At 36.6% G+C, this 12,653-nt stretch carries 15 protein-coding genes; 10 read left to right on the top strand and 5 right to left on the bottom strand.

Going from position 1 to position 12,653, the window contains the following annotated elements; genetic code table 11:
* The first annotated feature begins 103 nt into the window (after positions 1 to 103).
* Positions 104 to 892 (top strand): glutamate racemase, encoded by a 789-nt coding sequence (gene murI, locus Q0R51_RS08150; protein WP_294757993.1) that lies wholly within the window; start codon positions 104 to 106, stop codon positions 890 to 892.
* Positions 893 to 908: 16 nt separating this feature from the next.
* Entirely contained in the window at positions 909 to 1,523 is a 615-nt protein-coding gene (locus Q0R51_RS08145) for an XTP/dITP diphosphatase (RefSeq protein WP_294757991.1), read from the top strand.
* Positions 1,524 to 1,600: 77 nt separating this feature from the next.
* Here the strand turns inward: Q0R51_RS08145 and Q0R51_RS08140 are convergent, their stop codons facing one another.
* The gene (locus Q0R51_RS08140; RefSeq protein ID WP_294757989.1) at positions 1,601 to 2,416 is read right to left on the bottom strand and encodes a mechanosensitive ion channel family protein; all 816 of its coding nucleotides are present in this window, start codon (positions 2,414 to 2,416) and stop codon (positions 1,601 to 1,603) included.
* A gap of 111 nt (positions 2,417 to 2,527) precedes the next feature.
* On the opposite strand from Q0R51_RS08140, the gene Q0R51_RS08135 reads away from it, so the two are divergent.
* Positions 2,528 to 2,953, top strand: coding sequence for a DUF948 domain-containing protein (locus Q0R51_RS08135; RefSeq protein WP_046324457.1), 426 nt, complete (start codon positions 2,528 to 2,530; stop codon positions 2,951 to 2,953).
* Between the two features lie 17 nt (positions 2,954 to 2,970).
* Entirely contained in the window at positions 2,971 to 3,384 is a 414-nt protein-coding gene (locus tag Q0R51_RS08130) for a YtxH domain-containing protein (protein WP_294757986.1), read from the top strand.
* Positions 3,385 to 3,464: 80 nt separating this feature from the next.
* Here Q0R51_RS08130 and Q0R51_RS08125 read toward each other — a convergent pair whose 3' ends face one another.
* Entirely contained in the window at positions 3,465 to 4,565 is a 1,101-nt protein-coding gene (locus Q0R51_RS08125; RefSeq protein ID WP_294757985.1) for an aminopeptidase P family protein, read from the bottom strand.
* A 148-nt stretch (positions 4,566 to 4,713) separates the two neighbouring features.
* Here Q0R51_RS08125 and Q0R51_RS08120 point away from each other — a divergent pair, with 148 nt between their 5' ends.
* Positions 4,714 to 5,715, top strand: a complete 1,002-nt coding sequence (locus tag Q0R51_RS08120; protein ID WP_046324460.1) for a substrate-binding domain-containing protein — start codon at positions 4,714 to 4,716, stop codon at positions 5,713 to 5,715.
* A gap of 26 nt (positions 5,716 to 5,741) precedes the next feature.
* Here the strand turns inward: Q0R51_RS08120 and Q0R51_RS08115 are convergent, their stop codons facing one another.
* Positions 5,742 to 7,130 (bottom strand): glycerophosphodiester phosphodiesterase, encoded by a 1,389-nt coding sequence (locus tag Q0R51_RS08115; RefSeq protein ID WP_294757982.1) that lies wholly within the window; start codon positions 7,128 to 7,130, stop codon positions 5,742 to 5,744.
* Between the two features lie 85 nt (positions 7,131 to 7,215).
* On the opposite strand from Q0R51_RS08115, the gene Q0R51_RS08110 reads away from it, so the two are divergent.
* The 5 genes from Q0R51_RS08110 to Q0R51_RS08090 are packed head-to-tail and all read left to right on the top strand — an operon-like array spanning position 7,216 to position 10,898.
* Positions 7,216 to 7,551 (top strand): hypothetical protein, encoded by a 336-nt coding sequence (locus tag Q0R51_RS08110; RefSeq protein ID WP_294604365.1) that lies wholly within the window; start codon positions 7,216 to 7,218, stop codon positions 7,549 to 7,551.
* A gap of 11 nt (positions 7,552 to 7,562) precedes the next feature.
* The gene (locus tag Q0R51_RS08105; protein ID WP_294757980.1) at positions 7,563 to 8,960 is read left to right on the top strand and encodes a bifunctional UDP-sugar hydrolase/5'-nucleotidase; all 1,398 of its coding nucleotides are present in this window, start codon (positions 7,563 to 7,565) and stop codon (positions 8,958 to 8,960) included.
* Positions 8,941 to 9,516, top strand: a complete 576-nt coding sequence (locus tag Q0R51_RS08100; protein WP_122025754.1) for a YutD family protein — start codon at positions 8,941 to 8,943, stop codon at positions 9,514 to 9,516. Before Q0R51_RS08105 ends, Q0R51_RS08100 begins: the two co-directional genes overlap by 20 nt.
* The gene (locus Q0R51_RS08095) at positions 9,517 to 10,293 is read left to right on the top strand and encodes a TIGR01457 family HAD-type hydrolase (protein WP_294757976.1); all 777 of its coding nucleotides are present in this window, start codon (positions 9,517 to 9,519) and stop codon (positions 10,291 to 10,293) included.
* Positions 10,290 to 10,898, top strand: coding sequence for a TIGR01906 family membrane protein (locus Q0R51_RS08090; RefSeq protein ID WP_294757974.1), 609 nt, complete (start codon positions 10,290 to 10,292; stop codon positions 10,896 to 10,898). The genes Q0R51_RS08095 and Q0R51_RS08090 overlap by 4 nt, the downstream gene beginning before the upstream one ends.
* 10 nt (positions 10,899 to 10,908) lie before the next feature.
* On the opposite strand, the gene Q0R51_RS08085 is transcribed toward Q0R51_RS08090, so the two are convergent.
* Positions 10,909 to 11,559, bottom strand: coding sequence for a VTT domain-containing protein (locus Q0R51_RS08085; RefSeq protein ID WP_294757972.1), 651 nt, complete (start codon positions 11,557 to 11,559; stop codon positions 10,909 to 10,911).
* A 9-nt stretch (positions 11,560 to 11,568) separates the two neighbouring features.
* Entirely contained in the window at positions 11,569 to 12,528 is a 960-nt protein-coding gene (locus tag Q0R51_RS08080; RefSeq protein WP_294757995.1) for an NAD(P)/FAD-dependent oxidoreductase, read from the bottom strand.
* Between the last annotated feature and the right edge of the window lie 125 nt (positions 12,529 to 12,653).

The raw sequence follows: 12,653 nt of genomic DNA, 5'->3' as shown, positions 1-12,653 counted from the left end.
TGTTGCTGGTTATTGTTTTGCATAAAGAAATTCATCCCTTTTATTTTCTTTTATTTTACCGTAAAATTGACTGAAGTATAAATTATTTAGGGAGTCTTCTAATATGGATAATCGACCAATTGGCTTATTAGATTCAGGTGTTGGCGGCTTAACGGTAGTTAAAAAAATAATTGCTAAAATGCCTCACGAATCGACTGTTTTCATTGGTGACAATGCTCATGTTCCCTATGGTGATAAGTCTAAGGCGGAAATTATTGCGTTAACCAAGCAAAGTGTTAACTTTTTATTAAGTAAAAACGTTAAACTAATTGTCTTTGCCTGCAATACTGCTACGGCAGTAGCTATGAATGCTATTCAAAAAGAGATTGAGCCGCAAATTATCGGCGTAATTCAATCGGGCGCGCTCGCGGCAGCGCAAGCTACTAAAAACAAAAAAGTGGCAGTTGTGGCGACTAAAATGACTGTTAGTTTAAATGCATACCAAAAAGAGATTCAAAAGCGTGATTCCCAAATAGTTGTGCATGAAATAGCAGCCCCCCAGATTGTACCCCTAATTGAAGCTGATGCAGGTCATCAAGCATATGTCTCTGCACTGCAAGAACTTTTGCTGCCAATCAACAGGCTGGACATAGATACTCTTGTTTTAGGATGTACGCACTATCCTATTATTCGCAGTGAGTTTGCACAATGTTTAAAACCCAATGTTCAAATTATTGATCCAGCAGATCAGGTAGCGCAATACACGTATAATGTAATGAAACGTGACGGCCTTTTTAGCACTAATTCTAGTGAAGGTGCGCACGAATATTACACAACGGGGAGCATCAGAATGTTTAACGAATTGGGTAAAATAGTATTAGATAAGCAACACATTAGTGCAAAACACCTTTAAGAAGAAAGGAGAAAAAATGGAAGTTTTATTTGCAACAACTAATCAGGGCAAAGTGAAAGAATTGCGAGCAGCTTTTAAACAAGCTGCACTTAACCTCAATGTTAAAACTAATGCCGATTTAGATAGGCCGCCAATTGTTGATGAGTACGGTACAACATTTGAGCAAAATGCTAAGCTAAAGGCACATGAATTAGCTGACTATAGTCAGCTGCTGACGATAGCGGATGACTCCGGCTTAATGGTTGATGCACTTGATGGTGCTCCTGGAGTTCACTCGGCGCGTTTTGCCGGTCCTGAGCATAATGATCAGAAGAATAATGCTAAATTACTGGCCGAGCTTGGTGGTGTGCCGTTAGCAAAAAGAACAGCTAGATTTAATACTACAATTGTAGTATCAATGCCAGGTCATTTTGAAAAAGATTTGGTTGTCTCAGGTCAATGTGAAGGCCTAATTTTACCAGCGCCTGAAGGTGAAGACGGCTTTGGTTATGATCCGCTTTTTTATGTACCGGAAAAGCAAAAAACTTTTGCCGAAATGACAACTGCAGAAAAAAATAGTCTTTCTCACCGGGGAAAAGCGCTTGCTAAATTATTAAAGTGCTTACCAAACTGGCTCGCTCAGTTTGAATAAATATCTAAAAAACTGCTAAATATTATTTCTAATACTTTTTACTGGAAAAGTATTAAAAACATTTAGCAGTTTTTATTTTATTCTGCTAGAAGAACTTGATTATTTTGCAATATTTTTAAATACTGCGTTAAATATTTATCTTGTACTTCCTTTTCATGACCAGGTTTAACTTGAAAATGAACCACATAATTAACAGTTTGTGCTGTTTGCGTAGCTATGCCAATAATTTTAGGTTCCTGGACTAAAAAGTTAATATCAGTACTCAGCTTCTTATTTACCTGTTCAATAAGACTATGAACTTTTGCAAAATCGTTGTTGGCTTTTAGCTGAATTTCAATGTCTAAGCCAATGCCACCGTGGGCCAAATTTTGTACGATTGAAATATTGCGATTGGGGATATAGATTAGAGAACCATCAGACCCTTTAAGCCTGGTAGTCCTTAATCCCAACTGAACCACAATTCCAGTTTGATTGTTAATTGAGACAATATCTCCTACGTCAAACTGGTCCTCACTTAAGATAAAAAAGCCGTTAACTAAATCGCTGACAAAACCTTGAGCTCCCATCCCTAAAGCCAGAGAAAAGATACCAGCACTCGCAAGTAGCGTACCAATTGGAATACCTAAGATAGATAAAACAGCAAACAAGTAGAAGAAAATCACAGTGTATTCAAAGATACTGTTAATTAATGCAGTAACTGTTTGAGTTCTCTTATTTTGTTTTCTTTTACTATGCTCTAAATAATGTTTAATTATTTTTTTACCAACATGGTCGATCAAATAAAAAACCAAAGCTGAAACTAGAAGCTGCCAAATAATTGTCAGAACTTGTTCTCCCAGCCTGTCCCAGTTAAACTTGAGCACGTTTTTATTGATTTGAAATATTTTATCCATAATAATTACCTTTCGTATATGCATATTAACTATAACAAAATATTACATATAGATTGAGATTGAAGCATTTTCATGCTAGACTTTTTTTAGGTATAGAATTGGAGGTAAAAGATGAAATTTTCTTATGGTGCATTAGCAGGCTTAATAGCCGCCATTGCATTATTAATTTTAGTACTTTTCACAATTCCAGTGCTTATACGTGCCGCAAAAGCGACTAGAGAAGCAGAAAAAACGATCCAGAGTGCTAACGAGTCAATTCAACAGGTTACTGGGGATGTAAATGATTTACTTCATCAGACCAGTGATTTGCTTGATAAAACTAATGTCTTGCTAGCAGATGTTAATGTTAAAATGAAAACTATTGATCCTGTTGTGCAAGCAGCAGCTGATTTAGGCGAAAGCGTTTCAGATGTCAACACATCTACCAGAAATATGGCAAAACGTTTCAATAATTTTCATTGGAAACGTAACGGGTTGATGTCATCTGCTTTAGCATCAGTGTTTGCACGGCATAAGCGGCGTAAAGGTGAAGATTAGTAAAAGGAGTTACTTTTATGAAAAATTTTGCAAATTTTGTTTTAGGTACTATTGTCGGAAGTGCTGTAGGGTTCCTAGCTGGTTCCTTATTAGTCAGTGACGAACAAATTGACGAACTGAAGAAAAAAGTTAAGAACAATGAAACTGTTCAAGACTTAAAGAAAAAGTATGATAACGGTACAGAAATTGTAAAGAATCAACTGGCTTCATTCCCAAAGAATGTAGAAGATGATTCTGAACTGAAAGATTTTGACGATATCGTTATTGATAGTTCAAAAGATACTGATGCACAGCAAAAAGATCATGCTGCAGATGTAGCTGATGACTTGCACCATGCAGAGGCTCCAGATGATTTTAATCACCCGGAACCTTCAGACTCAAAGCCTGAAGGCCCTGCAGCTGACCCTGCCGATCCATATTCTAGACCATAAATACAATTTTAGTAAAATGGCACTGACAGAAAATAAAATCTGTCAGTGCCATTTTTATGCAATAAATAAAGTGAGTTTATTTAAAGAGGTAAAACTTTTAATTCCTTACTAGTGTGGGTAAATGGCTCATAGCCATCTTTAGTAACAACACCACAGTCTTCAATTCTGACTCCTGCTACATTAGGAATATAGATCCCAGGTTCAATTGAAAAACACATTCCTTCTTCAATGATCAAATCGTTGCCTTGAACAATTGAGGGGTATTCATGTACTTCTTTACCAATGCCGTGACCCAAGCGGTGAATAAAGTATTCACCATAACCCGCCTTAGTAATAATATCACGAGCAACACTATCTAGTTCAGAAGCTGTCATTCCTGGTCTCACCGCGTCAATTGCAGCTTGTTGAGCTTCACGATCAATTTCGTAAATTTCTTTTTCTTTGGCTGTTGGTTCGCCATAAGCAACTGTTCTGCTGGAATCTGAAGCGTAACCGTTGTGCATAGTACCAAGATCAAATAAAACCAATTCATTTGGTTTGACTTTATTCATAGTAGGACCTAAATGAGGATTAGCAGCGTTGGCCCCGGCTTGTACAATGGTTTCAAAACTTTCATGCATTACGCCTTTTTGTACCTTTAGCTGATATTCAATTTGGCCAGCAATATACCTTTCAGTAACACCTTCCTTAATGGCGTCAAAACCAATTTGAAAAGCAAAGTCTGCCTCACGGCCGGCGGCTTGCAATTGTTTAATTTCCTCCGGTGTTTTGTATAAGCGAATTTTCGCAACAAAATTAGAAACATCACCGTCAAAATTAGCATCTGGAAATTGCTCATGGATGAGTTGATAGTGGGAAACAGAGAGGTTATTTTTTTCTAAAGCCCATTTTTGATAATCTTTGGTTCTGCTTTTTACTTTGTCGCAAATAATTGCCCACGGATCTTCTGAGTCAAGATAACCATATACATCACCGTTCCAAGCTGAATTTTTAGCTTCTTCAACATTTAAAGCTGGAACAAAGACGAACGGATCTTGATCCTTAAATGCTAAAAGGGCAAAGATTCGTTCATGTGGCTCCATGTCATATCCTGTAAAATAAGCAATTGTCGTTGGATTAGAAATATAGGCAACATCGTAATTGGTACTTTGCAGCCATTCTTGTAATTTAGTTAAGTTCATAGCTTCTTCCTTCCATCTTGATTTTATGATTAAAATCAGTATATCATGTTCTAGACTTGAAAAAATGAAAGAATAGTTGTAAACGTTTGCAATTTGTGAGAAAGAATGATAAATTTTATACTAGTAATTTTAAGATGGGGGAACCAAAATGCGAAAACAGGATATTACAATTTATGATGTTGCTCGTGAGGCTAAAGTTTCAATGGCTACTGTCTCACGAGTTGTTAACGGCAATACAAATGTGCGTAAAGACACTCGCGAACGGGTAATGAAGGTAATCAACCGGTTGCATTACCAGCCAAATGCGGTGGCACAAGGACTGGCATCTAAAAGAACCACTACGGTTGGTTTAATCGTGCCGGATTTAACTAATCTTTATTTTGCGGAGTTGTCTAAAGGAATTGATGATATTGCGCTTTTATATAAGTACAACATTATTATTACCAGTATTGAAAACCGCTTAATGAGAGAAGATCAGGCCATTCAGGGATTGCTTAATAAGCAGGTCGATGGTGTGATTTACATGTCAGACAATTTGCCGGAAGAGGCAGTTGAGGCTTTTAAGCGGACCGATACGCCAGTGGTTTTAGCTGGTACTAAAGATAGTCACAGTGAATTTCCATCAGTTGCCATTGATTATCAAAAGGCCGATACAGAAGCTTTAAACCTTCTGTATAATGATGGCAGGAGAAATTTGGCCTTAGTCTTAGGCAATCCAGATACTGTGGTTAGCGCTGAAAACAGAATACCGGCTTACAAAAAATTTATGGCTGATCATGGTTTAGGTGAAGGTCATATCTATACTAAGATTAAAGACCATTCTGATGGCTATAATTTATTATCCCAACTGGAGCAGGACGGTATTGATGGCGTAATTGTCAGTCGTGATGTCACTGCAGTGGGTATTTTGAATTCTGCTATTGATGCTGGTAAAAAAGTGCCGGAAGATTTAGAAATAATTACAGCAAGCGCAACTCAAATTGCTTCAGTTGTGCGCCCAGCGCTAACAGCCATTCGTCAGCCACTTTATGATATTGGAGCGGTAGCAATGAGAATGTTGACTAAATTGATGAATAACGAAGAAGTGCCAGAGAAGCAAATTGAGCTTTCTTATGAGATATTGAAAAAGCAAAGTACTACAAATGAATAATATTATTCACACAAAAAGTGTTGCAGTTAATTATGCAGCACTTTTTTAGTAGTTATTTTTTTAATTTGCTTGATCTTCTGCCACGTGTTTAACGTCTTTGCTGGTTGCAGTTGCAAATAGGGAGTTAAAGCAATATTTGAATAGCGGCTCATTCGCGGCAGGCGACGATAATTTTGCCAATTTGCGTCGTTGAAGAAACCATAGAAAAGAATATCACGTGCTTTGATCCAACCTTGGGAGGTAAAAAGCCATAAACTTTTAGGACTACCATTAAAATTCTGGATTTTAAAAAGGGTATTTGCCGGCAGCAATTTTTTGGTTTTGGCTTGATTATCCGGATAACGATAAATACGAACATCTTTTTGCGGTTTAGCGATAATTTGCTTACTTTGATAAGGTGCAATATCTGCTGGTCTTAGATCCATGTTAACAAACTCAGCTGAGATAAATGTTTGATTTGCAATCTGATAATAAAGTTGATTGTGTGCCCGGACACCATACATTACTTCAAATTTTTGTCCCGGATAAACATATTTACTTTGCATTTCCCGTACATAAGGGTTCATCATTGTCTTGGCTTTCTTTTTGCCAAAATAGCTGCCTTTGCGGTGGATAGCATACTTTTTGGTGCCTTCCTTAGCCAGCTTGTACTTAAATCCGGTGCTGGGAAAATTGGTTACCACGCCGTCAACATTTTTATTAATCAGCCATTGCCATAAATCAGGCGATTCGTCCATTTCTGTCCAGACATAAACCTGTTTATTTAACTGATGTAGCCAATGTATCAACCAGGAATGATTTAAAATCAAGTCAGAAGAAACATTGACAGCATTGACTTGCGGCAAATTACTAAAATTTATTCGTTTAAGACTGCCGACGATTAGAATTAAGTAGGCATCGGGCATAATTTTACGAAAATGAAACAAACTGGCTGCAGAAAATGAATGAATCATTATTCTTTTTTCCATATGATATTTTTTGACAGTGGCCGCAATCTGGTCTTCTAATTCATAAGAGGGATTAAGTCCATGGTCAATTTTAGTTTCAAGAATAAATTTGGTATTAGGCTTTTTTTGATAATAATCAAATAGCTCTGGTAAACTCAGCACATGTTCACCATTGTCATAGGTCAATTGGCTAAGTGCCTGCCAATAATTTTGTGATACAATTGCATGTGTATGGGTCACTCGAAATAGGTCATCATCATGTGATATAACTAGTTCACCATCTGCAGAAAGGCGCAGATCAAGTTCAACGTAGTCCGCCCCTGAATTAAAGGCAGAGTTGTCACTTTGAATAGTTTCTTCAGGATATTTGCTGGGGTCTCCGCGGTGGCCGACCACAGTGAAACCACTAGTTGTAATAAATATGATGCTAAAAACGAGCGCCTTAAACAGTTGGCTTTGATATTTCATGTGTACACCTCTGTTGTTAATTACAATAGCATGGTTGCACATTTTTTGCTATATGTCACAGATTTAATTTATACGGGGAATATTGATGAATGAGCAACAATATGAAGAATTAGATTTAATTGAAGAAATTGTACGCAATGACGGCAGCAAGTATTTTGAAATTTCTAATATTGATCAGAATGGAATAGCGGAACTTGCAGCTGACAGAGGAAAAATTAAAAGTGTTCGTATTTTACAATTAAATATTCCACGTACTAAAGCCCTTGTTACTTATGAAGAATATATCAATAAGAACTATAAGCTTGAGACTTTGACCAACGAAGATGATTGGAAAAATCCAGATTGGGTAGAATGGAAAAAGCCTAAGGGAAAAGTTCTAGATGCCTATAACATGGTTTTGAAGTCGAATCAAATTGGATAGAGAGCAGGATAATGGAAAAAATTCGCATTTTACATACTAATGACTTACACTCACATTTCGAACATTTTCCCAAAATTGGTCGATATTTGCGGGAAGCTCAAAAAGATCAAACAGTCGATCAAGTGTTTACTTTTGATGCCGGAGACTTCATGGACCGCTCACATCCTTTGACTGATGCAACTTATGGCCAGGCTAATATTCAATTAATGAATTCTTTTCATTATGATGCAATTACTATTGGTAACAATGAAGGTATTTCTAATTCCCACGCTGTAGTAGAAAAACTATTTGATCATGCTGATTTTCCCGTTATTTTAGCCAATTTGCGTGAAGAAGATGAATCTATGCCTCACTGGGCAGTTCAGAATAAAATCTTAACTACCAAAAAGGGAACACGTATCGGACTCATTGGTTTAACTGCCGCATATCCGCTTTCTTACGAACCTAATCACTGGCACGTCAAAATGCTGAAAGAAACAATGGATAAGGTTTTACCACAAATGAAAGGGCAATATGACGTGCTAATTTTAATAACTCATATTGGCTTAAATATGGATACCTTTTTAGCTAAGAATTATCCGGAAATTGATTTGATTGTGGGAGGGCATAGCCATGACCTGCTTCCCCATGGTAAAGAAGTTAAGGGGGTGTGGATTACTCAAACCGGCAAATGGGGCAACTACGTAGGCAATACGTATATGGAAATTGATGATAATCACCATGTGCGCAAGATTACGCCACATGTTGCACCAACAAGTTTGATGAAGTCTCACATAGCTGATGAAGATACTATTTCAGGATACAGGCAAAAGGGTAAAGAAATTTTAAGTCGAGAACTTGTTGCTGATTTGCCCGAAAAATATGATGGCGACCGTGAAGCTGCCATCCAAGTTTCAATGAATGCAATTGCTCATTTTGCAGGAACAAATTTGGCTATGCTCAGCTCGGGTCTTTTCTTAACCCCTTTTAAAAAAGGCATTATCACTAAATATGATTTGCAAAAGTCTTTACCGCATTCAATGCATGTAGTTCGTTCCACTTTAAGAGGGAGTGATCTATGGCGGCTGGTTATGGAAATTGAAAAAAACCGGCATTTTTTAGATCAATTTCCTTTGCAAGGAATGAGTTTTCGGGGGAAAATTTTTGGTCAAATGTATTATAAGGGCATAAAATTTGACCCTATGAGTAGAGTGGTCTTCGTCAACGGCAAAGAAGTTGATCCATACCAGGAATATCAAATTGCTGTTTTGGATCATTATGTTTTGGTACCGTTTTTTCCAACTTTGGCGATCGTGGGCGACAATGATTTTTTGTTTCCACAATTCTTGCGTGAGGTAATTGGAAACTATTTGGCACAAAAATACCCTTTAACTGGAAGTGAAACTAATAGTGAAAAATACACACAGTAATCAACCACAAGAAAATAAATTTGACCAAGAGCAGCCTCTGCGCCATCCTTTGGCAGCAGTGGCTTTGGATAATGATCAATTAAAAATAAACAAACAACTGTATCAGGTAATAGTTAATAAGGATGATGCTCTGGACCTTGAACTTTTGCGGCAAAAATATGACCCCTATCTTGATCAGTATGATTTTATTGTGGGAGATTTGTCCAGTGATCATCTGCGTTTGAAAGGTTTCTACCAGGATAATGCTCAGGCTGCAATAGATCGTAAGAAACAAACAATTGCGGATTATTTACTAGAATACTGCAATCCCGGCAGTCCGTATTTTATCTTGCAGTTGTTAAGTCCGGTACATCATTATCATAATAATAAAAGAAAAAGACGACTAAATTCGTTTAAAAATCGGGGACAAAATATACACAGAAAGAAGCTATATAAATCGTTTAAGAGCTACCATGTTCGCCAACCCAAGATAAAGAAACCCGAAACAATAGCAATAAAAAAAGAGCGTGCAAATAACCATTCTTTTGTAATCAAAAAAAGGAAGGGCAGCAAATAAGTGAAAGATTACCGTTTATTTTTAATTGATCTTGATGGCACCATTTATCGGGGCAAGGAAACTATTGCTGCAGGTGTTCGCTTTGTTAAGCGCCTTGAACAAGCACACAAAAGCTATATTTTTTTGACTAACAATACTACTCGTACTCCACAAATGGTGGTGGATAAGCTTAAAACTCATGGCATTAATACCGATATTGCGCACATTTATACTCCATGCATGGCAACGGTAAGCTATATTTTAAACCGTGAAAAAAAGCGCCAAAGTAAAATCGGTGTTTATATAATAGGTCAAATTGGTTTATGGCGTGAATTTTTGCAAAATTCAGCTTTTGAAGTCACTGATTTTAATCCTGAATACGTGATTGTGGGGATGGATACGGACTTGACTTATCATAAAATTCAAGTGGCCGCTACTGCAATTAGGAATGGTGCTACTTTTATTGGGACTAATGCTGATTTGAATTTGCCTAGTGAAAAGGGCTTATTGCCCGGTAATGGTTCTCAATGTGCAATGATTGCAGCTTCTAGTGGTCATAAGCCATTTTTTATCGGCAAGCCGTCTTCCGTGATTATTGATATGCTGTTAGCTAAACTACAGTTTTCTAAAAAAGATGCACTTTTAGTAGGTGATAACTACGATACTGATATCAAGGCTGGGTTTAACAGTCATGTTGACCAATTACTAGTAACGACGGGTATTACAAAATTGGCTGACATTGAAGGAAAAAGGCAGCCGACAATTGTAGTTGACAGTTTGGATCAGGTTAAATTATGAGCAAAAGAAATAATATATTTACTATTATTTATCATTTTATTTTTGCTATTTCTACTAGTGTGGTGACAGCCCTTATTGCAAGTTGGCCACTGTTATTTGTATTTGTATTAGTGCAAAAAACAAATAAAACAGTCAATTTATCGATTGAACAGGTGATGACTAGTTATAATCAGCTGTTGTGGTACCTCATTTGGCCATTTAAGCGTAAGCTGCACATGCGTAATTTTCATACCTCTGCAATGGCTGCCAAGCATTTTGCTGATGTCAAAAAATTATTTGTTTTGGCGATCGTTGCCTTCTTGTGCTGTTTGGTCATATATTTTTGGTGTAAAAGACAAAACAAAAAGTTTTTGCGCTTAGATAAGGTGTGGGCGTTATTATTTTTGTTATTGCCGATTGCTGTTTTGCCATTTGCCTTGGCAAATTTTGATAATTTTTTTATTACTTTTCATCATTTGTTTTTTGCTGGCAGCAATACCTGGCTATTTGATCCCGCTACAGATCCGATTATTAATGTGCTCACAGAAGGCTTTTTTGCTTCCTGTTTTGCAATTGCCGGTATTGTCTATGAATTGTATTTTGCTGATAAATTATTACAAAAATAAAAAGGAGTCCTTAATGGAACTCCTTTTTATTTTTAATCCGTTTTTTTAACGATACTATAAAAATCGGCAGAACCGAGATTATAATTATTGCAAGTATTAACATTGAGAAATGATTTTTGACAAAAGGGATGTTGCCAAAGAAGGCACCAAGTATTGTGAACAAACCACTCCAAAATATTCCGCCAACTACGTTATATAAGGCAAACTTACCATAATGCATGTTACTTCCACCTGAAATGAAAGGGACAAAAGTTCTGATAAAGGGGATAAATCTGCCAATAACAATAGTAATTGGTCCATGTCGCTCAAAAAAATTTTCAGCTGCCGTCCGATTTTTTTGATTGATTAATCTATTAAACCAGGTATGTTTAGAGCCTTGTCTAACCGACCAGGCACCTATTTCATAATTACAGGCATCGCCTAGTATTGCTGCCAGCAGCACTGCAAAATAAATCCACCAGATATTTAAATTATATGCAGGATTAACTGCTAAAGAACTGGCAGCAAAAATTAATGAATCACCTGGTAAAAAGGGAAATATAACTAATCCAGTTTCAATAAAAATAATGGCAAAGATAATCAAATACGTCCAATTGCCAAACTGATTGACTATTTCAATCAAATGGTGATCGATGTGCAAAATAAAATTGATTATTGTCATAAACATCTCCTAAATGCTGGTTGAATGTATTGTTAAGGTCTTTTCAGGGAAAAGCTTACGCATAATTGTAGTAATTGCAATTTGTGCTTCTCCAAAGCCCAGACCAATAAGTGGGACTCGGCCAGAATAAGTAGTGACATCGCCTATTGCATAGATACCAGGTACGTTGGTTTCCATAGAGCGAGAAACTTCTATTTGGTTATTAACTAAATTAACACCCCATTTTTTTACAAACTGATTATTAGCTCGAAAGCCATAGCCAACGACTATTTGATCAAATTGCTCGTCAGTAATAGCGTTACTTCCAATTTTTTTCAAGCTAATATTAAGCTGATTATCTCTAATTTCAATTGATTTAGGAAGATAAGGGGTCTTTATTTCAACATTTTTTAAACTTTTTAGTTTGGTGACACTTGATTCGAGACCGCGAAATTCATTTCTTCTATGAACTAGTTTGATTTTGGCAGCCGGTTGGTTTGCTAATTCAATTGCCCAGTCAAGAGCTGAATCACCACCACCGAAGACACCTACTTTTTGATGAGCAAAATCTTGAGGATTTTTAACATAATAGTGAATCCTTCTTTCAATCTCCTCATTCGTTTTCAGTGGAAATTTTTTTGGACTGAAAAATCCAGTCCCAGTGGCAATAATGACGCTTCTAACAGAATAATCCTCATCTATAACAAACGTATTATTACTTTGCTTAATGGCTCTAACGGGATGATTTAAAACGAATGTTGTATGTTCTCTAGTATCATTTTGTAATTTGGTAATTAGTTCATGGGCTAATATAGAACTGTAAGCTGGTATATCCAAAATTTCTTTAAAGGGATAAAGTAATTTTGGTTGCCCTCCCACCTCAGCTAGTGAATCAAAAATTATTGTATTTAGGCCATGAAGATGAGCAAAATTGGCACAGAATAATCCTACGGGACCTGCTCCTATAATTGCTAAATCAAATTTTTTTATTTTGAAAACTCCCCTCTAAACGTTGATATGACAACTTTATCATGAATAAAGAAGATAGTCACTCGAATAATTTGCAAAAAAGACTTGCAAAAAAGAAAAATACTTGCTAGTATTAATAACTGTCG

It is taken from the genome of uncultured Lactobacillus sp. (genome assembly GCF_946477725.1).
Taxonomy (GTDB): Bacteria; Bacillota; Bacilli; order Lactobacillales; family Lactobacillaceae; genus Lactobacillus.
The sequence above is the reverse complement of the archived record's forward strand: the minus strand, read 5'-3'. Positions and strand labels throughout refer to the sequence as shown.